Origin of the sequence: Virgisporangium aurantiacum, assembly GCF_016863635.1 — a bacterium.
Lineage (GTDB): Bacteria > Actinomycetota > Actinomycetes > Mycobacteriales > Micromonosporaceae > Virgisporangium > Virgisporangium aurantiacum.
The window spans coordinates 20,510-40,479 of record NZ_BOPG01000028.1; the positions used below are offsets into that span (position 1 = coordinate 20,510).

Here is a 19,970-nt window from a genome sequence, read left to right on the forward strand (position 1 = left end):
GTCGCCCCGCACCGGGCGGCGCCACGGCGACGGGAGGAGCACGGCATGCGGGTCACTTCGGCGGACGGCACGACGATCGAGTACACGGTGCGCGGCGACGGGTCACCCGTCGTCCTCGTCGGTGGCGGCCTCGACGACGGGCGGGAGAACGAGCCGCTGGCAACGTTTCTCGCCGACGCCTTCACCGTCTACAACTACGCCCGCCGGGGACGCGCCGGCAGCGGCGACACCGCGCCCTACGCCGTCGACCGCGAGATCGACGATCTCGCCGGCGCCGGCGCCGGCGACGACGACGTAGCGTCCGCCCGCGGATCGCCGGCATGGCCCGGACTGCTCACCCTCGCGCCCACCCTCGCCCACGACGCGGCGCTCTACGGCCCGCCCCCGGCGGACCGGCTCGCCGCGGTCCGGCAACCGACCCTGGTCATCACCGGCGAGACCACCGGATTCTTCGCGGACGCGGCGGCCGCGGTCGCCGACCTTCTGCCCGACGCGACCGTGCGGACCTTCGACGGTGCCGGACACGTACCGCCGCCGGACCTGATCGGCCCGGCGCTCCGCGACTTCCTGGGTCCTGCCGTTCTCAGGCCACCCGGGCCCATGCGCCGACCAGGGTCGGGAACTTGAAGATCACGTCGTGGTCCACGCAGTCCCGGGCGATGCGGTCCTCGAGCGTCTCGATGTCGACCTCGTCCGGTGTCGCCACGCCGGTCCGGTCGAGCACGGGCAGCAGGGTCCGGATGATTCCCGCCGCCATCCGGGGTCCGTCGCGGTCGTCGGCTTCGCAGTACTTCTGCAGGCCGAGCATCGTGGCGCCGTCGAGACCCGCGGCGCAGCACCGTTGTCAGGCGGGCGCCGAGGCTGGCGTCGAGGCCGCAGCGGCGGAACGATTCGGTGACCCAGGAGGTGACCTGCTCGCTGAACGCGGTCGGTGGCAGCGTTCCGGCGGCGGCCATCTCGTACTCCATGAACGCGACGATCCCGCCCTGGCGTACGTGGCCGGCGAACCGGCGCAGCACGTCGTCGGGGTGGGGCAGGTAGAGCAGGACCAGCCGGCCGACCACCGCGTCGAACTCCCCGTCGACGGCGACCGTGTGCAGGTCGTCGTGCACGAATGACACGTTGGTCAGGCCGCGTTGCGTGGCTCGGTGGGCGGCGAAGGCCAACGCCCGGTCCGACTGGTCGATCCCGACGACCGAGCCGGTCGGGCCGACCAGGTCGGCGACCTGGAAGGCGACGTCACCGGCGCCGGTGCCGAGGTCGAGCACCCGCATGCCCGCCGCGATGCCCGCGACCTGCAGGACGGTCCTCGTTGCGGGTGCGAGCATCCGGGCCTGGTGCTCCAGCCGCGCCAGCTCGGCCGGGTCGTGTCCGAGCAGATATGTCGTGTCTGTGGTCATGCCCGCAGGATGGGCCGCGCGGCGGTTCAGTTTCCACGCCAGTCGCTGGTCAATCGCTGGTCAATTCTGGTCAATTCTCATGGGTTCAGTCATGGGTAGTTTTCTTCCGGGACCGACCTTGATCCGGTAGGTTTCCTCCATCCGAGATGATCGATGGATAGGACGGAGTCCCTCATGGACCTACCCGCCAGGCACGCCGGCCGGTCGAGGCGTTGGCTGCTCGCGCGCGCCGCGGTCGTCGCGGTGCCGGTGTTCGCCGTCAACACGGTGTTCGGCACAAGCGCTTCGGCGCTGGCGCTGCCAGTCGTCGACATGGAACTGGTCCTGCTGGCCGCCCAGGTCGACCCGCCCAAGCCTGACACCGGCCTCACTCCCGGCGCGGCCGCACACGTGCTGGAGGTGGAACGCGCCCTGAACGCCAAGGGCCTGCTCTCGGCCGGCGCGGTCGACGGACACTTCGGGACCTCGACCGTCAGTGCCTACGCCGCGTGGCAGCGGTCGCTCGGATACTCGGGCATCGACGCGAACGGTCTTCCGGGCGTCACGTCGTTGACCAGACTCGGAGACGGCAGATTCACGGTCACCAGAACCGTCTCCACCGGCTCGCGGACGAACACCTACGGCGGCGCCCGGGTCAACACCCGCACGCGCGACATGCTCGCGGCCGCCGATGCCATGCTGTCGTGGAGCCTGACGCTCTCGCAGGGTTCGTACACCTCGACCAACCCCAGTTCGGCCGGCACGCACGACGGCGGTGGCGTGGTCGACATCTCGGTGACGAGTCTGACCACGACACAGCGCTGGGAGACGGTGCGGGCACTGCGCACGGTCGGGTTCGCGGCCTGGTTGCGCAATCCGTCCCAGGGGGACTGGCCCTACCACATCCACGCGGCCGCCGTCTCCGACCCCGACCTGGCCTCGGCCGCCGCCAACCAGATCCACGACTACTACTTCGGCCGGAACGGGCTCGCCAACCACGCCGCCGACGACACTCCGACGGCCTACCGGACGGCGTTCACGTGGTGGGAGAAGTACGGCAGAGGCTAGGGGACGTCGGTCGGCCAGTTCCAGTTGGTGATGGTGGTGTGCATCAGCCGGGCGGCCGTTGACAGGTGGCTGTCGGTGCCCCGGTAGAGGGTGACGGTGCGGGAGCAGTCGGGATCGTCGACGTCGATCCAGGTGATGGGGGCGCGGGTGGTGCTGCGCCGGGCGAGGCCGGGCACGAGGCCGATGCCGAGCCCGGCGCTGATCAGGTCGGCGATGGCGCTGTGTTCGTCGCTTTCGCAGACGATCTTCGGGGTGAGGTCCCGTGCGGCGAACAGCCGGTCGAGCAGTCTGCGGAGCCAGTGTCCCGTGCGGGCGGTGACGAACGGTTGGTCGGCGAGTTCGTCGATGCTCACCGACGTCCGGCCGGCCAGTGGATGGTCGAGTGGCACGCCGACGCCCACCGCCTCGCGGAACAGTTGCGTGGCTTCCAGGCCGTCGGCGTGGATCGGTTGCGAGGCGAGGCACAGGTCGACCTCTTGGGCGCGCAGGCGGCGGGCCATGTCGTCGGCGGGTGACCAGTGCAGTTCGACCTCGGCGGCGGGGTGGGCTCGCTTGAAGACGGCCAGCGGGCCGGTGAGGGTGAGGAAGGTTTCCGAGGCCAGTCTCACGGTGCCCAATCCGTGGCTGGTGGCGTCGGTGACGGCGCGACGGCCGGCATCGAGTTCGCCGAGAGCGCGTTCGACGTGATGCCGGAAGAGCTTGCCCGTGTCGTTGAGCCGGAGGCGGCCGCTGCGGTCGAACAGCGGGACGCCCAGTTCGCTCTCCAGCCGGGCGATGGTCCGGCTCAGCGACGGCTGGGCGATGCGCAGTTCCTCGGCTGCCCGGCTGAGGTGTTCCAGACGGGCCACCACCAGGAACTGCTTGAGCGAGTTCAGGTCCATCATGCCCCCCGGCACATAACCTCATAGCAATACTGATCTTAGACAAGATAGCTTCGTCGTCATAACTTCGAGGGCATGCAGACGCAGCACGACGTAGACGAAGCCGAGATCCGCCAGCAGATCGACACGATCGTCGACGGGCTCCGGACCAGGGACCTCGACGCACTGAAGCAGCCGTACTCGACGGGCGTCGTGTCGTTCGACGTCGAGCCTCCGCTGCAGCACGTCGGCATCGACGCGAAGCTCAGGAACTGGGCGAACGTGTTCGCCGTCTTCGACGATGTCAGCTACGAGGTCCGCGATCTGACGCTGACCGTCGGCGGTGAGGTGGCCTTCGGGCATGCCTTCGCCCGTCTCAGCGGCACGTCGAAGGACGGCACGGCGATCCCCGGCATGTGGGTCCGGGTCACGTATTGCCTCCGGAAGATCGACGGCAGGTGGCTGATCACGCACGACCAGGTCTCCGTGCCGCTCGACGTCCGCACCGGCAAAGGGGTCGTCGACCTCCAGCCCTGACGGTCGCAGGATCCGAAACCAACTGAGGAGGACGCGTGCGGACGATCATCAGCGTGCACCTGGTCGCGATCGCCGGCCAGCCCGTGTTCGCCGGCGTCTATCTGAGCGGGAACTTCGACGGCCTGCGCTGGCACGCGGTCGGTGCCGACGTCGTCACCTCGCTCGGCTATCTGCAGGTGATCGCGGCGGCACTGGTCTGGATCCGACTGCGGCACAGCGGGCTGTTCCTCGCCTCGCTCGCCGTGGTGGCGGCGGAGACGGTCCAGTACCTCGCCGGAATGGACGGCGCGCTGTGGCTGCACCTTCCGTTGGGAGTGCTGACGATCGTCGGGCTCACCGTGCAGTTCATCGTCGTGTGGCGTCGGCCGCTGCGGCCGGTCCCGGTCTCGCGTCCGGAGGTCGGCGATGCGTGAACACCGTGGCATGACCCGGCGCCGGGCGCTGGGCATCGGCGGGGCGCTCGGACTGATCGCCACCACCGGGCTGTCGGCGGCGGCCGCGCTTTCCCGGCACCCGTCGGCAACCGGCGCCCACCTGCGCAGCACCGTCGCGTTGCCACCGGCGTTCACGGCTCCGTTGCCGGCTCCGTCCGTACTGGGACCGGTCAGCACCTCGGACGGCGCCGACCGCTACGAGATCACCCAGCGCGAGGCGACCCTGGAGGTGCTACCCGGGATCAGCACGCCGATGTGGACGTACGGGGGCACGTTTCCGGGTCCCACGATCGAGTCGCGCCGCGGCCGCCCGGTGATCGTGACCCATCACAACGAGCTGCCGGTGCCGACCGTGGTGCATCTCCACGGCGGACGCACACCCCCCGCGCACGACGGGTACCCGACCGATCTCGTGCTCCCCGCCGCGTGGTCCGGCCACGGGCAACACGCCCGGAGCCACGGCATGGCCGATGCCCGGGCGGTGGTGACGGACACGCGGCGCGCGTACGAGTTCCCGCTTGACCAGCGCGCGACGATGCTGTGGTACCACGACCACCGGATGGACTTCACCGCACCGGCGATCTGGTGCGGCCTGGCCGGGCTGCACGTCGTGCGCGACGACGTGGAGGACGCCCTGGACCTGCCCCGGGGCGACCACGAGGTGCCGATGATGATCGCCGACCGCGCCTTCGACGCCGACGGGCGACTGGCGTACCCGGCGCTCGATCCGACCCTGACCGGCGAACCCGGCGTCACCGGGGCGTACCTGGCCGGCGTCCTCGGTGACGTGATCCTCGTCAACGGTGCGCCATGGCCGGTACACGAGGTCGACACCGGCGTCTACCGGCTGCGCGTCCTCAACGGCTCCAACGCCCGGCACTACGAACTCGAAGCCGTCGCCGAGAACGGCCGCCCGCTTCCGCTGATCCAGATCGGCGCCGACCAGGGGCTGCTCGCGGCCCCGGTGCGACACGAACGTCTCCCGGTCGCACCCGCCGAACGATACGACGTGCTGATCGACTTCGGCGGCGTGCCGGTCGGTTCGCGGGTTCGGCTCGCCAACCGCCTCGGCACCGGCCGCACCGCCGACGTCATGCAGTTCCACGTCGTGCGCCGCGGCGCGCGCGCCCGGATCCCGGACACGCTCGCCGACGACCTACCGGAATGGAGCAGATCGCGGGCAACCGTGACCCGGGACCTCGCGTTCCGGGCCGGCCGCATGAACGGACGCCACGGCTGGCTCATCGACGGCCGGCCCTTCGATCCGGGCCGCACCGACATCACCACACGCCTGGGCGACATCGAGATCTGGCGGCTCGTCGCCGACGTCCACCACCCGATCCATCTGCACCTCGTCGGGTTCCGCGTCCTTTCCCGCGGCGGCGCCGCCCCCCTCCCGCACGACGCGGGTCTCAAGGACACCATCTCGCTGCGCCCGGGTGAGTCTGCGGAAATCATCACCCGCTTCGACGGCTACCGGGGCCGGTACCTGTTCCACTGCCACAACGCCGAACACGAGGACATGGGCATGATGGCCAACCTCGAGATCGTCTGACGAGCGCCCGACGCCGAACCGAACACCTCATCCAGCGACCAGAAAAGGCTCAACGACACCATGACCATCTCACTCCCGCAGACACCGTTCGCCGAAGCGGCACCCGTGCAGCGCCTGGAGCGGGCGGCCGCCGCGCTGACCGCACACGGGTTCACCGTCGAGATTCTCGATGACGCCGCCGCGGCGCGTGCCCGCGTCAAGGAGCTGATCCCTGAAGGCGCCACCGTGTTCACCGGCGCCAGCGAAACCCTCCGCCTGTCCGGCATCGACGAGGACATCAACAGCAGCGGGCGGTACGAGTCCGTCAAGGCACGCACCAGAACCATGGACCGTGCCACCCAACTGCCCGAGATCTGGCGGCTGCTCGCCTGCCCCGACGTCATCGTCGGCAGCGTCGCCGCGGTCACCGAGACCGGATCCCTCGTCGCCGCCTCGGCCAGCGGAAGCCAACTGGCCGGCTACTCCGGCGCCGCCGCCCGCGCGATCTGGATCGTCGGGGCGCAGAAGGTCGTACCCGACCTGGACACCGCGCTGCGCCGCGTCGAAGACCACTGCCTGCCCCTGGAACACGAACGCGCCATGAACGCCTACGGGCAGCCCGGCGCCCTCAACCGCCTGCTCGTCCTCAACGCGGAACCCCACCCCGGGCGCGGCACCGTCCTGCTGCTCCGCGAAACCATCGGATTCTGAACCCACCGGCGCGCTATGCGGCGGCGGGCACCGGTTCCGGCGCGGGGGCCGGAGCCGGTGCGGCGTCGGCCGAACCGGACGCCGGCAGGTGCCGCAGCGTCACGATGGACACCACCGCGAGGGCGGCGAAGAGCACCGCCACGACCGCCAGCACCGTGTGCATGCCGCCGGTGAACGCCGCCTGCGCCGAGTCCAGTAGTTGCGTGCCGGCCGGACCCGGCACGCGGCCGGCGACCGTCAGGGCGCCGTGGACGCTGTCGCCGGCGGTCGTGGCCAGGTCGGCGGGCACACCGGCCGGCACCGCCACCCGGTCCCGGAACGCGGCGGTGGCGATCGAACCGAACACCGCCACGCCCAGCGCCAGCCCGAGTTCGCCGCTGGTCGACGTCAGCGACCCCGCCGAGCCGGCCTTCTCCGGCGGCGCCGAGCCCATGATGATGGTGTTCGTCATGACGCCGATCGGGCTGCTGCCGACGTACAGCACGAACAGCGCGGCCACCAGCCAGCCGACCCCGGCGGCCGGCCCGATCCGGGTGATCGCGACCGCGCCGACGGCGGCCAGGACGAGCCCGGCGGAGAAGATGTACGCCGGGCGGACCGTGCGGGCCAACGCCGGCCCGACGTTGCCGGCCACGATCATCGCCAGCGACGGCGGCAGCATCCACAGCCCGACGGCCAGCGGGCTCAAGCCCTTGACCACCTGGAGGTACTGGGTGACCAGCAGACCGACGCCGGCCATCGAGAACGCGAGCACGAACGCCAGCGACAGTCCGCCGCGGACCTCGCGGTTGGCGAACAGGCGCAGATCGAGCAGCGGGTTGTCCAGCCGGCGCTGCCGGGTCACGAACAGCGCCGCGAACACCAGTCCCGCGACCACCGCGGCGACCGCCGGCAGGTCCGGGCCGCCGCGGGCGATCTCCTTCAGGCCGTAGACGAACGGCAGGATGGCGGCGAGCGACAGCACGACGCTGAGCGGGTCGAGGCGACCGCCGCCACCGCCGGGCGACTCCGGCAGCAGGAACGGGCCGGCGACCAGCAGCAGACCCATCACCGGGACGCCGATCAGCAGCGCCGCGCCCCACCAGAAGGCGCCGAGCAGCAGGCCGCCGATCGACGGCCCGACGACGACACCCACCATGATCGACGTTCCCCAGATGCCGTACGCGGTACCGAGTTGGCGTGGATCGGTGAACAGGTTGCGGATCAACGCGAGCACCGACGGCATGACCGTCGCACCGGCCACGCCGAGGACCGCGCGGGCACCGATCAGCACCGCGACCGAGTCCGCGCACGCGCCGACAACCGACGCCACCACGAACACCGCCGCACCGGCCAGCAGCACCTTCCGGTACCCGATCCGGTCACCGAGACTGCCCATCGTGACCAGGAACCCGGCGATCATGAACCCGTAGACGTCCATGATCCAGAGCTGCGCCGATCCGCCCGCGTTCAGGTCGGCGCTCAGCCGCGGCAGGGCGAGGAACAGCACGTTGAGGTCCACCACCGCCAGCATCGTGGGAAGGCAGAGGACGGCGAGCGCCAGCCAGGTGCGCGGGCGCGCCCCGACCTGTGGGTCAACGGTCGACATGGGTGGTCTCCTCACGCTGTGGCGACGCCGTGTGCGCCCGCCTACGAACGCGTCGAACGGGCACCCGCCTGATCGACACCACCCGCGGAATTTCCGACCAACGGCAGGGGGACCCGGCGAAACATTGACGAAACGCGATGGTCATGCCTACAGTTCCGGACACCGAGAGAGCGCTCTCACGAGTGCGGTCGGGGGTCGACTTCACTGGAGGCGTGATGGGATCTGTCGTCCGACGTGCGAAATCAGGCGGCGTTCCCGGTCGCCGACCGTCGCGGGCCTTCGTCCTGACGGTCGCCGCGGCTGTCGCGGCCGGACTCGGAGCGGTGGTCTTCGGCGGCGCCACCGGCGCGGCTCCCGTCGGCGCGGGCAGCTACACCGAGACCCTGCCGGCCGGTGCGAGCCTGCCGGTCGGCTGCGGAGACCTGTCCACGAACCCCCGCCAGTTCATGACCGCCAACGCGCCGGCCGGCCCGGTGCCGACCAACGACTGGTGGTCGTCGCTGGTCTTCAAGAAGTTCGACTGCGCCTTCAGCGAGAACCTGCACGCGCACCCGACGAGCTACGACACCACCGCGGGCGGGCTGGGCTTCTCCTACAACACCACGCCGCAGATCAGTGGTTCGGCGACCGGCGTGGGCGAGTACCACTACATCTACCAGGAGGACTTCACCGCCGGCGTGGCCGGGCTGAACGCGCCCCGGACGCTGGTCGACGGCTGGACCGACTGGACCGTCACGCCGTACTGGAGCGACGGCACCCGCACCATGAAGGCGACCATCGGTCACGGCCTGCCGTTCGCGTACTTCCAGATCACCGGCGGCAACGCCCAGATCACGACGAAGAGCACCCCGACCGTCTGGTCCAACAGCGGGGCGCGGATCGGCTATTCGGTGGCGGGCCGGGACTACGTCGCGTACGCGCCGACCGGGGCCACCTGGTCGGTCAGCGGCACCGTCATCACCTCCACCCTGGCCGGGCGGGGATACTTCTCCATCGCCGTGCTGCCCACCACGCCGGCCACCAGCGTCGCGGACAAGACGGCGCTGGCCACGAGCTACGGCACGTACGCGCACAACCACGTCACCGGCACCCGCGTGTCGTACGCGTACAACCAGAACACCAGCCGGGTCGCCACCACGTACGCGTACACCACCACCGCGCGCGAGGGGTCCGGCACCGGGACCGTGATCGGCCTCTACCCGCACCAGTGGCGGGCATTGACCGGTGCGACGCCCATCGCGCCGACCTACGTCACCGCCCGGGGGACGATGAAGAATCTCGTCGGCGTGTCGTCGTTCGTCACCTCCGCGGCCTTCACCGGGGTGCTGCCCGAGGTGCCCGCGGTGGCCGACAGCACCGGAGCCGACCTGGCGACCCTCAACGGCTACCTCGACCAGGTCAGGAACAACCCGGTCAACGTGCTGGGCAACGACACCTACTGGACCGGCAAGGCGCTCGGCGTCGGCGCGCGGATCGCGGAGATCGCCGACCAGCTCGGCCGCACCGACGTCCGCGACACCGCCCTGGCCGCCATCCGGGCCAAGCTGACCGACTGGTTCACCGCGTCGCAGGGCAAGACGCAGCGGCTGTTCTACTACGACCGGAACTGGGGCACGCTGATCGGCTACCCCGCGTCGTACGGGTCCGACGCCGAGCTCAACGACCACCACTTCCACTACGGCTACTTCATCGCCGCCGCCGCGACGCTGGCCAAGTTCGATCCGTCCTGGGCGGCGAATTCCGCCTACGGCGGCCTGGTGGACCTGCTGATCCGCGACGCCAACAACTACGACCGCGGCGACAACCGGTTCCCGTACCTCCGGGACTTCGACATCTACGCCGGGCACGACTGGGCGGCCGGGCACGGCGCGTTCTTCGCCGGAAACAACCAGGAGTCCTCGTCGGAGGGGATGAACTTCGCCAACGCCCTGATCCAGTGGGGACAGGCGACCGGCAACACCGCGATCCGTGACGCCGGCATCTTCATCTGGACGACGCAGTCGGCCGCCATCAACGAGTACTGGTTCGACACCCGTAACGAGAACTTCCCGTCGGCGTTCGGCCACGGCACCGTCGGCATGGTCTGGGGTGACGGCGGCGCGTACGCCACCTGGTTCTCCGCCGCTCCGGAGCAGATCCAGGGCATCAACATGCTGCCGGTCACCGGCGGGCACTTCTACCTGGGCAACGACCCGGCCTACGTCCGGAGCAACTACGCCGAGCTGGTCCGCAACGCCGGGCGCGAACCCGCGCTGTGGCAGGACATCGCCTGGCAATACCTGGCGCTCGGCGACGGCGACGCGGCGCTGGCCAAGTTCCGGGCCAACAGCGGCTACACCCCCGAGGAGGGCGAGACCAAGGCGCACACGTTCCACTGGATCCGCAACCTCGCCGCCCTCGGCACGGTCGATCTCACCGTCACCGCCAACCACCCGCTGTACCGGGTGTTCATCAAGAACGGCGCCAGGACGTACGTCGCGTCCAACATCACCAACGCGGCGCTCACGGTGACGTTCTCGGACGGCAAGGTGCTGGCGGTGCCGGCCGGCCGGACGGTCGCCAGCGGCGCGGTCAACTGGTCCGGTGGCAACGCGACCGGCGGCGGGATCAACCCGAGTCCGTCCGGCAGTTCGTCGCCGTCGTCTCCGTCGCCGTCGGCTTCCCAGTCGTCCTCTGCTCCGCCGACCGGCGGGGGAGCGGTCCGGTACCTGCAGACCGGCGGCGTCCTGGCCGGTGCCGCGGGGAGCGCCGGTACCGCGACGGTGGTCAAGGCGTCCGGCGTCAACGACAACCAGCCGCACTCGCCGACCACCTTCACCGCGACCGGGTTGAACCTGACGTACCGGTCGGGCGTCGCGACCGCCTTCGGCATCTCCGTCGACGCGGGCACCTCGGTCGGCAACGCCACCCAGGTCCGCGTCTCGTACGACCTGACCGGCGACGGCAGCTTCGACCGGGTCGAGACGTTCCGCTACTTCGCCACCGACCCGGTCACCGGGTGGGAGCGGTACACCGACGGCGTCGGCCAGATCACCACGACGGGGTCGTTCGGCAACCTGGCGAACGGCACGGTCAAGGTGGAAATCTGGAGCGCCATCGGGTCCGCGGCGAGCACGGTGTCGCTGGGCGCACTGTCCACGGTGACCCTGCCGTATCAATGAGCTGACGACCCGTTGCTACCCGGGGCGGGTCGTTCGTTCATCATGCGGGTCCGGCCGAATCGGCAGAACGACGGCGTCTGCGGTCCCCCGAACCGGTGCAGTGAGCCGCAGCGAGGGATTCCGCCCGGCCACCGTGTGACGATCGGCGGGCCGCGGAAACCATTTCCAGCAGAGCACATCGGCAGCTGGACTCTCCACCGCGCAATCGGAGGAGATGACGGTGGTACCGGTGGCGACCGAGGCACCCGTCGTCGGGGCTCGCGTCGCGGTGACGGCGATGTTCACGGTTGCCGGAGTGCAGTGCGGCATCTTCACGGCGCGGTTCCCCGCGCTGGTCGACCGTTTCGGCGTCGCTCCGGTCCACCTCAGTGTCGTGTTGTTCGTCTGGGCGTTGTGCGCGGCGTCCGCGACGCTGGCCGTCCGCCGCGTCATTCCCCGATTCGGCAGTGCCGCGGTGCTGAGGTTCGCCGCGCCGACGTGCGCCCTGACCCTGGCCGTCGTTGCCGTGGCACCCGACTTCGGGGCACTGCTCGCCGCGATAGCGGTCTTCGGCGCGGCGTTCGGGATTCTCGAGGTGTCCGTGAACAGCCAGGGCGCCGTCCTGGAACGGGTCCACCGCCGGCCGCTGTTGGGTGGCATGCACGCCGCGTGGAGCATCGGTGCTGTCGCCGGTGGGGCGCTGGCGGCCGGGTTCGGTCATCTCGGCATCGGTTACGGCTGGAGCGTCGGCCCGGTGGCGCTGTGCACGTTACCCGCCACCGTGCTGCTCGGCCGTGGTCTGCTCCGGCTCGACCCGGTCGAGCGGGCCGCGGGCCCGACCGGTCGGCGTCGGCGGCCCACCGCGGCGGTCTGCCTGCTGTCCGTCGCCGCGTTCAGCGCCTTCGTGGTCGAGAGCAGCATCGCCGATTGGAGCGGACTGCTCCTGCGACACGACCTCGGTACGTCCCATGCGGTCGCCGCGCTCGGCTATCCGCTGTTCCAGCTCGGCCTGCTCAGCGGTCGGCTGCTCACCGACCGGGTCCGCGCGGCGTGCGGATCCCGGCGCGTCCTCGCCGGCGGCGGCCTTGCCACGGCCGTCACGTTCGCCGTCGCCGCGTCCGTGTCCAGCCCGACCCTCGCGCTGCTCGCCCTGTACGCGGTCGGCGTCGCGACGGGACCGGTGCTGCCGACCGCGTTCGCCGCCGCCGGCACCCTCGACCGGCGAGCCGACGGGCCGGCGATCGCCCTGATCGGCGCGGTCGGCTACACGGGTCTGCTCATGGGTCCGGTGGCGGTCGGCGCGATTGCGACCGTCAGCACCCTCCGCAGTGGTCTCTGCGCGGTGATCGTGGTGTTCGGTGCGGTGATCGTCGCGGTCGCCCACGGCGCACGCTAAAGGAATTACTCGAAAGAGTGACCAATCCGGACCAACCCGCGCTCCGAATGTTCTGCGACGTCTCCGGTGAGCCAACTGCCGGTGACCATGAACAGAGGAGCAGGACATGTCCCGTCGCACGATCGCCGCGCTCATCGCGGTCGGCGCGCTCGCGCTGTCGGCCTGTGGCAACGGCGATGACGGCAACACCAGCAGCAACAACGGCGCCGGTGAACCCACCGGTGCCATGCCGACCTCGGCGACGCCGGCCGCCGGGATGATGGCCGGGCAGTTCGGCGCCGGCTGTGCGGCCGTGCCGACCGATCCGTCGAACCCGGGAAGCTTCGACGCGATGGCGAAGGTGCCGGTGGCGACCGCGGCCTCCGGGAACCCGTTGCTCAGCGTGCTGGTGGGCGCCGTGAAGAAGGCGAACCTGGTCGACTCGCTGAACAGCGCGCAGGGCGTGACGGTGTTCGCGCCCACCAACGACGCGTTCGCGAAGATCCCGAAGGCCGATCTGGACAAGGTGGTCGCCGACAACGCCACGCTCACCAAGATCCTGACGTACCACGTGGTGCCGGGCAAGCTGTCGCCCGAGCAGCTCGCCGGACCGCACAAGACGCTGCAGGGCGGAACCGTCACGGTGGCCGGCAGCGGAACCGACTTCACCGTCGGCATGTCCGCGAAGGTGGTGTGCGGCAACGTGTCCACCGCCAACGCCACGGTGTACATCATCGACACCGTCCTGATGCCGTCCTGATGACCGTTGTCGAGCCCCGGCCGGTCGTGCACCGGCCGGGGCGGTTGGGCCGGTTCGCGACCGCGGCCGGCCGCGCCGCCGCGATCGGGCTGCCCACCGCCGGCGTGGCGCTGGGGGTGGCCCATGTCGTCGCGGCCGCGCTCGGCCGGCCGCAGACCGCCCCGGTACTCGCCGTCGGGTCGACGGTCATCGACGCGACGCCCCGCCCGCTCAAGGACTTCGCGATCCGCGAGTTCGGCACCCACGACAAGGTGGTGCTGCTGTCCGGCGTCTACCTGCTGCTGGTGCTGTTCGCGGTCGGGCTGGGCGCGGTGGCCGGGCGGCGGCGTGCCGTCGGCTACGCCGGTCTCGCGGTGTTCGTGGGCATCGGGGTCGTGGCCGTGGTCACCCGGCCGGCGTCGACCGGAATCGATGCCCTGCCCACCCTCGTGGGCGGGGTCGTGGCGGCGGTCGCGCTGATCGTCCAGTTGCGGTTTTCGCAAACAACGACCGCAGCGGACGCCGCGCGGCCGCGTCTGCTCAACCGCCGGCAGTTTCTGGTGACGACCGGAGCGGCCGCCGCCGTTGCCGCGTCCGCCGGAGCCGGTGGCGTTGCCCTCGGTCGGACGAACACCCCCGGCTCCCGTTCGCGCGCCGCGGTACGGCTGCCGGCGCCGGCGGATCCGGCGCCGGCACTGCCCGCCGGCGTCCTGACAACCATGCCCGGCGGGTCGGCGTTCGTGACCGCCAACCGCGACTTCTACCGGGTGGACACCGCGCTGACGGTGCCGCAGATCGACGCCAACGCCTGGCGGCTGACCGTGCACGGTGCGGTGGACCGGCCGGCCACGTTCACGTTCGACGACCTGCTGCGCCGACCGATGCGCGAGCGGGACATCACGTTGAACTGTGTGTCCAATGAGGTCGGTGGGCCGTACGTGGGCACGGCGCGCTGGCTCGGCGTCCCGTTGGCGCCGTTGCTGCGCGAGGCCGGCATGCGTGCCGGCGCCGACCAGTTGGTGAGCCGTTCGACCGACGGCATGACCATCGGGACACCACTCGACGCGGTCCTCGACGGCCGCGACGCGATGCTGGTGGTCGGCATGAACGGCGAACCGTTGCCGCTGGAACACGGCTTTCCGGTGCGGTTGCTGGTGCCGGGCCTCTACGGCTACGTCGGCGCCTGCAAGTGGCTCACCGACCTGGAGGTGACGACCTTCGACGCGTTCGACGCGTACTGGGTGCGTCGCGGCTGGGCCGCCCGCGCGCCCGTGAAGACGGCCTCGCGCATCGACACGCCCCGACCGTTGACGACGATCGCGCCCGGACAGGTCCGGATCGCCGGTGTCGCGTGGGCGCAACGCCGGGGGATCAGCGCGGTCGACGTCTCTGTCGACAATGGACAGTGGCAACCGGCGCAGTTGGCCGACGGCCCGTCCCCGGACACGTGGCGGCAATGGGTCCTCCGCTGGGACGCGACGCCGGGGCTGCACACGATCCGGGTCAGGGCAACCGACGGACGCGGCGACACCCAGCCCGAGGCGCGCGCCGGGACCTTCCCCGACGGCGCCACCGGCTGGCACACGATCTCGGTCACCGTGTCCGGCTGATCCGACACCGGTGCGGGAGAATCACAGCAGACCGAGTGCGGCGCCGATGATCCGGCCGATGGTCGGCGCCTGGCCGTCGGCTTTCGCGTCGGTGGCGTTCACCGAGTACACGATCCGTGAACCGCCGTCCCGGGTGGCCGCGATCGCCGCGTTGTATCCGTAGCGGGCACCCGACTTGCCCCAGACGGTACGGCCGTTCGGCAGGATGACCAGCCGGGTCAGTCCGGCGCTGTAGGTCGCCGGGTCGCCCGATTCGAAGTCCAGCACGTCCGGGACCGTGAACATGTCGTCCAGTTGTGCGGCCGGCAGCAGTCGTCCCTGGAACACGGCCTGCGTGAACACGTCCAGGTCCCGCAGGCTGGACACCATGTCGCCGGCGGCCGGGGTGGACGACTGGTTCCAGGCGGTGACGTCGACGAGCCGTCCATCGACAACCTGGTAGCCGTGCGCGTGCGGGCCGTGGATGTGCGGGTCGTTGCCCGGCACCCACGTGTCGCGCAGCCCGAGCGGGTGCACGATCCGCCGATGGATCTCCACGCCGTACGGGTGGCCGGTCACCCGCCGGATCAGGATGGCCGCGACGATGTAGCCCATGTTCGTGTAGTGCTGGGCATCGCCGGGGACGAACTCGCGGTCGTTGGTGAGCGCGAGCCGGACGAGCTGCTCCGGGGTGTACCGGTCGAAGCGGTGCGCGATCTGCCACTCCACGCCGTCGGGCCAGCTGGGGCTGGGAAGGCCGGTGCGGTGGTCGAGCAGATGGCGGACGGTGACTTTCCGGTAGGGCGCCGGCAGTAGCCCCGGCAGGTAGCGGCTCAGCGGCGCGTCGAGGTCCAGGCGTCCCTGCGCCGCGAGTTGGAGTACCACGGTTGCGGTGAATGCCTTGGTCACGCTCCCGATGCGGAACCGTGCGTCGGCTGGAACCTCGGCACCGGAACGGACGTCGGCGACGCCGGAGCATCCGGTCCACGATCGGGTGGGCTGCGCCAACCGGACCTGAGCCGCGGTCGCGGTGGGCAACCCGTTCGGCCCGCGATCCGGCAGCCCGGCGATGGCGTCCCGCAGCGGCGCGAACCATTCGCCTGATGCGGGCGCGGCCGCGACCGACGACGGCCGGACCACGCCGGCCGCCAGCGCCGCGCCGCCGACGACCGCAAGACTCAGGACACTGCGTCGACCCACGATTGTCATGGCCCGAGCCTCGCATCCGGTCGATGCCCGGACATCGGGTCGAACCCCGAATCGAACCCCTAATCGAGCCGGCCCGGGTCAATGCGAGCCGGCGCGCACCAGGCCGCACTCGTAGGCGAAGACGACCGCCTGGACGCGGTCACGCAGGCCCAGTTTGGCCAGGATCCGGCTGACGTAGGTCTTGACGGTGCCGTCGGAGAGGTACAGCCGGCCGGCGATCTCCAGGTTGGACAGTCCCCGGGCGACGAGGCCGAGCACCTCGCGCTCGCGTCCGGTGAGCGTGTCGAGCGCGGCGGTACCGTCCACTGTGGACCCGGAGTCGGCGTAGCGCTCCAGCAGCCGGCGGGTGACGCTCGGCGCCACCACCGCGTCACCGCGCGCCACCACCCGGATGGCCGACAGCAGGTCCGGCGCGAGGGTGTCCTTGAGGAGGAAACCGCTGGCTCCGGCCCGCACGGCGGCGAAGACGTACTCGTCGAGGTCGAACGTCGTCAGGATCAGCACCCGGGTGTGCCGGGCGGTGCCGTCCGAACAGATGCGTCGGGTCGCGTCGACGCCGTCGAGCTTCGGCATGCGCACGTCCATGAGGACGACGTCGGGGCGCAGGTCGAGGGCGATCTCCGCCGCCTGCGCACCGTCGCCGGCCTCCCCGACGACCCGCATGTCGTCGGAGTTCTCCAGGATCATCCGGAAGCCGGTGCGGACCAGGGCCTGGTCGTCGGCCAGCAGCACGTCGATCATGGCCGGTGACCTCGCAGCGGCAGGACCGCCCGGATCGCGAACCCGCTGGACGGTTGCTTTCCGGCCTCGAACGACCCGCCGAGGAGCCGGATCCGCTCCCGCATGCCGCGCAGCCCGTTGCCGCCGCCCTGGGCGCCGTTGAGCCGGATGGGGCCGGTTCCGTCGTCGGTGACCTCGATCCGGACGTTCGTTGCGGTGTAGCCGAGGACGACCTCTGCCCGGGCGTCGGAACCGGCATGCTTCATGGTGTTGGTCAGCGCCTCCTGAACGATCCGGTACACGGACAGGTCCACAGTGGACGGTAACGGTACCGGCTCGCCGACGATGTGCAGCCGCACCGGGGTTCCCGTCTCGCGAACCTGGTCGAGCAGCGCGGGCAGGGCGGCCAGCCCGGGTTGCGGGCGCCACGCGTCGTCGACCTCGTCCACCGTGGCCAGCACCCGGCGCATGTCGGTGAGGGAGTCCCGGCCGGTCTTGACGATGGCCGCCAACGCGGTGCGGGTGTCGGCGGGCCGCTTGTCCAGCGCGGCGGCGGCGCCCTGCGCCTGGATCACCATCACCGACAGGCCGTGCGCCACGACGTCGTGCAGCTCGCGGCTGAGCCGGCTGCGCTCGGCCGCCACCGCCAGCGCGGCCTGCTGGTCGCGCTGGCGCTCCAGGTCGGCGGCCCGGGCGTGCAGTTCGTCGAGGTGGGCCCGCCGGCTGCGGGCGGCCGATCCGATCGCCCACGACGCGATCAGCGTCACCATCAGCGCGGGCAGGTCGTCCCAGGCGATGCCCGAGATGCGCTTCACCTCCGGGCCGGGCTGCGCCGGACGGGGTGGGGGCGCGTCGGGGACCCGGGGGCGGTCCTGATGCTGCGACACCTCCGTCGGCGCGTCGATCCGGCTCACGGCGAACGTGCTGGAACCCGCGGCGACCGCGAGCATGGCGACGAGCGCCGCGGTGGAGACCGTCCACGGATGACGTATCGCCACGGTCGCGAGCAGGATCGGCGCGCTCAGGTCGACGACCGTCAGCGGTACCTGCAGCGCCAGGTGGACGACGACGGCGCCGGTACACAGCACGAGCATCGACAGCGGCCAGCGTCGGCGCATCGCGATGCCGGCGGCGGCGACCAGCGTCGCGGCCCACCACAGCGCCGGCCGGGCGTCCGTCGCGGTGCCGTCGGACGAACCGATCGGGGCGTTCACCAGCACGCAGAGCAGCAGCACCGCGGCCGCGAGCGCCGCGTCCTGGACGTCGGTACGGCGAGCCAGAACGCGGCCGGGACCAGCCTGGTGGTGTTCACTCATGTCGATGGCAGCGTACGGAACCATCGCCACGCGCGAATCCATCGCAAGTCACATCTTCCGTACCTCTCGAGGCAGACGCGGGTAACGCCGGCCCGCCCCCACGGTGATCCCCATGAATGCATCCGAGATCCGACGAATCGGTCGGCGCGCCGCCGTGACGGTGGTCGCGACCGGTCTCGCGGGTAGCCTGCTGGCCGTCGCCGCGCCGTCGGCGTCCGCCGGCCAGACCGTGCCGCTGGTCGCCTGGCGGAGCTGTCCCGCCTACTCCGAACAGACCCTGGAGCTGCTGGCGCCCCCGGACAAGCAGCCACAACTCAGAGAACTGCTGGGGCGGCTGGAGTGCGGCACCGTCAGCGTTCCGCTCGACTACCGCCACCCGCACGGCCGGCAGATCACCGTCGCCCTCACCCGGCTGAAGGCGCGTGACCAGGCGCACCGGCTGGGCAGTATGGCCCTGAATCCGGGTGGGCCCGGTGGCAGCGGCTACCTGATGCCGGTGGACGTCCTGGTCCGCGGCGACGCGACGGCCGGGCTGAACGAGCGGTACGACCTGATCGGCTTCGACCCGCGCGGCGTCGGCTACAGCACCAAGGTGAACTGCACGCCGGGCGACCAACCCGACCAGCCCCCGCCCGGACCGGTGACCGAGGACTACGCCCGCCGGATCTACGACGCGCAGGTCGCGGCCCTCGCCGCGTGCGGGCGGTCCGATCCGGCGTTCCTGGGCCAGCTCACCACCGCCAACGTCGCCCGGGACCTCGACCGGATCAGGGCCGGGCTCGGCGAGTCACGGCTCAACTTCCTCGGCATCTCCTGGGGCACCTGGCTCGGCGTCGTCTACCGCACCCTGTTCCCGCACCAGGTCGGCCGCATGTTCCTGGACAGCGTCGCCATTCCACGGTTCTCCATTCCAGCCTTCCAGCAGGGACGCATCGAAGCGGCCGAACGCAACGCCGGTCGCCTGACGGCCTGGCTGGCCGAGCACGACGACACCTACGGGCTGGGCGGCACCGCCGCCGACGTACGCGCCGCGATCATCGCGCTCCGCGCCGACTACGACGCGAACCCACGCCGGTTCACCGACCTGCCGATGCCCCTCGACGGGAGTCTCATCGCGACGGCCGCGGCGCAGAACGCGCCGGTGTGGCCGCTCGTCGGCCGGATACTGGCGGAGTTGCGGGACGCGACCGGCCCGACCGCGCCGCCGACGGTCAAGGAGGTTCTGGGCGGACCCGACGAGCCACCGTCGACGCCACCGGCGGACGCGCCCGAGCGGTCGAACCGGACCATGAACAAGGCCGCGTTCTGCAACGAGGACCCGAGCCGGTCCGACTTCGCCACCGCCTGGGCCGCGTACCAGCAGAACCTCGCGCGGAACCCGATGACGGGACGGACCCTCGACTTCTCCGCCGGATGCGCCGGCTGGCCACTGCCCGTGCAGGCGTTCCGGATCAGGCCCGGCGGCGGCTCGCTGGTGTTGTCCGGACACCCGTGGGAGACGCCGTCACCGTACGAGTGGACGCTGCAGACGCGGGCCATCGTGGGCGGCACGCTGTACACAGTGGACGATGACGTGCACGGCTCCGCGCTGATGGAATGCACCGCCGACGTCATCGGCTTCTTCGACACCGGTCGCATCGACGGTGGCTGCCCCGGTGTGCCCGTGCCAGCCAGCGTGCCAACCGGACCGGCCGCCACGGCACAGTTCAGCCGTATCTGAAAGGGAAACCGCCGGGGGTCGGGCTCGCCCGGCCCCCGGTTCGGTACTGCC

Annotated in this window: 18 protein-coding genes and 1 pseudogene; 12 read left to right on the forward strand and 7 right to left on the reverse strand. The window is 71.1% G+C overall.

Annotation, left to right across the window (positions count from 1 at the left end; genetic code table 11):
- Window positions 1-45 precede the first annotated feature (45 nt).
- On the forward strand, window positions 46-627 hold the full coding sequence (locus Vau01_RS22720) for an alpha/beta fold hydrolase (RefSeq protein ID WP_203996108.1): 582 nt from the start codon (window positions 46-48) through the stop codon (window positions 625-627).
- On the opposite strand, the gene Vau01_RS22725 is transcribed toward Vau01_RS22720, so the two are convergent.
- Together Vau01_RS22725 and Vau01_RS65290 are read right to left on the reverse strand one after the other, a co-directional pair.
- Window positions 584-808, reverse strand: coding sequence for a hypothetical protein (locus tag Vau01_RS22725; protein WP_203996212.1), 225 nt, complete (start codon window positions 806-808; stop codon window positions 584-586). The two genes, Vau01_RS22720 and Vau01_RS22725, sit on opposite strands and share 44 nt — an antisense overlap.
- Window positions 809-992: 184 nt before the next feature.
- Window positions 993-1,268, reverse strand: a pseudogene (locus Vau01_RS65290) (class I SAM-dependent methyltransferase); the annotation flags it as partial.
- On the opposite strand from Vau01_RS65290, the gene Vau01_RS22735 reads away from it, so the two are divergent.
- Window positions 1,149-1,499, forward strand: coding sequence for a hypothetical protein (locus tag Vau01_RS22735; protein WP_203996214.1), 351 nt, complete (start codon window positions 1,149-1,151; stop codon window positions 1,497-1,499). The pseudogene Vau01_RS65290 and the gene Vau01_RS22735 overlap by 120 nt on opposite strands.
- 75 nt (window positions 1,500-1,574) lie before the next feature.
- Window positions 1,575-2,447, forward strand: coding sequence for a peptidoglycan-binding protein (locus tag Vau01_RS22740; RefSeq protein WP_203996110.1), 873 nt, complete (start codon window positions 1,575-1,577; stop codon window positions 2,445-2,447).
- Here the strand turns inward: Vau01_RS22740 and Vau01_RS22745 are convergent.
- Window positions 2,444-3,331 (reverse strand): LysR family transcriptional regulator, encoded by an 888-nt coding sequence (locus Vau01_RS22745; RefSeq protein ID WP_203996112.1) that lies wholly within the window; start codon window positions 3,329-3,331, stop codon window positions 2,444-2,446. The genes Vau01_RS22740 and Vau01_RS22745 overlap by 4 nt on opposite strands.
- Before the next feature lie 72 nt (window positions 3,332-3,403).
- On the opposite strand from Vau01_RS22745, the gene Vau01_RS22750 reads away from it, so the two are divergent.
- Genes Vau01_RS22750 through Vau01_RS22765 form a run of 4 tightly spaced genes read left to right on the forward strand, consistent with a single transcriptional unit; the run spans window position 3,404 to window position 6,523 of the window.
- Window positions 3,404-3,844: a YybH family protein gene (locus tag Vau01_RS22750; protein ID WP_203996114.1), complete on the forward strand. Its 441-nt coding sequence runs from the start codon at window positions 3,404-3,406 to the stop codon at window positions 3,842-3,844.
- 35 nt (window positions 3,845-3,879) lie between these two features.
- Window positions 3,880-4,257, forward strand: coding sequence for a hypothetical protein (locus Vau01_RS22755; protein ID WP_203996116.1), 378 nt, complete (start codon window positions 3,880-3,882; stop codon window positions 4,255-4,257).
- On the forward strand, window positions 4,250-5,833 hold the full coding sequence (locus Vau01_RS22760; RefSeq protein WP_203996118.1) for a multicopper oxidase family protein: 1,584 nt from the start codon (window positions 4,250-4,252) through the stop codon (window positions 5,831-5,833). Before Vau01_RS22755 ends, Vau01_RS22760 begins: the two co-directional genes overlap by 8 nt.
- A gap of 60 nt (window positions 5,834-5,893) precedes the next feature.
- Window positions 5,894-6,523 (forward strand): LUD domain-containing protein, encoded by a 630-nt coding sequence (locus Vau01_RS22765; protein ID WP_203996120.1) that lies wholly within the window; start codon window positions 5,894-5,896, stop codon window positions 6,521-6,523.
- 13 nt (window positions 6,524-6,536) lie between these two features.
- On the opposite strand, the gene Vau01_RS22770 is transcribed toward Vau01_RS22765, so the two are convergent.
- Window positions 6,537-8,111, reverse strand: coding sequence for an MFS transporter (locus Vau01_RS22770; RefSeq protein WP_203996121.1), 1,575 nt, complete (start codon window positions 8,109-8,111; stop codon window positions 6,537-6,539).
- 215 nt (window positions 8,112-8,326) lie between these two features.
- Here Vau01_RS22770 and Vau01_RS22775 point away from each other — a divergent pair, with 215 nt between their 5' ends.
- From Vau01_RS22775 to Vau01_RS22790, 4 genes are all read left to right on the forward strand, one after another.
- Complete coding sequence (locus Vau01_RS22775) at window positions 8,327-11,272, forward strand: glycosyl hydrolase (RefSeq protein WP_203996122.1); 2,946 nt, start codon at window positions 8,327-8,329, stop codon at window positions 11,270-11,272.
- 214 nt (window positions 11,273-11,486) lie between these two features.
- On the forward strand, window positions 11,487-12,647 hold the full coding sequence (locus Vau01_RS22780) for an MFS transporter (RefSeq protein ID WP_203996123.1): 1,161 nt from the start codon (window positions 11,487-11,489) through the stop codon (window positions 12,645-12,647).
- A gap of 106 nt (window positions 12,648-12,753) precedes the next feature.
- Entirely contained in the window at window positions 12,754-13,386 is a 633-nt protein-coding gene (locus Vau01_RS22785; protein WP_203996124.1) for a fasciclin domain-containing protein, read from the forward strand.
- Window positions 13,386-14,975: a sulfite oxidase gene (locus tag Vau01_RS22790; protein ID WP_203996125.1), complete on the forward strand. Its 1,590-nt coding sequence runs from the start codon at window positions 13,386-13,388 to the stop codon at window positions 14,973-14,975. Before Vau01_RS22785 ends, Vau01_RS22790 begins: the two co-directional genes overlap by 1 nt.
- 21 nt (window positions 14,976-14,996) lie before the next feature.
- Here the strand turns inward: Vau01_RS22790 and Vau01_RS22795 are convergent, their stop codons facing one another.
- The 3 genes from Vau01_RS22795 to Vau01_RS22805 form a co-directional block, all read right to left on the reverse strand.
- Window positions 14,997-16,163: a serine hydrolase domain-containing protein gene (locus Vau01_RS22795; RefSeq protein ID WP_203996126.1), complete on the reverse strand. Its 1,167-nt coding sequence runs from the start codon at window positions 16,161-16,163 to the stop codon at window positions 14,997-14,999.
- Between the two features lie 78 nt (window positions 16,164-16,241).
- Window positions 16,242-16,904, reverse strand: a complete 663-nt coding sequence (locus Vau01_RS22800) for a response regulator (RefSeq protein WP_203996127.1) — start codon at window positions 16,902-16,904, stop codon at window positions 16,242-16,244.
- On the reverse strand, window positions 16,901-18,199 hold the full coding sequence (locus Vau01_RS22805; RefSeq protein ID WP_203996128.1) for a sensor histidine kinase: 1,299 nt from the start codon (window positions 18,197-18,199) through the stop codon (window positions 16,901-16,903). Before Vau01_RS22805 ends, Vau01_RS22800 begins: the two co-directional genes overlap by 4 nt.
- Window positions 18,200-18,311: 112 nt before the next feature.
- Between Vau01_RS22805 and Vau01_RS22810 the strand changes: the two genes are divergently transcribed.
- Window positions 18,312-19,919, forward strand: coding sequence for an alpha/beta fold hydrolase (locus Vau01_RS22810; protein ID WP_203996130.1), 1,608 nt, complete (start codon window positions 18,312-18,314; stop codon window positions 19,917-19,919).
- Window positions 19,920-19,970: the final 51 nt, after the last annotated feature.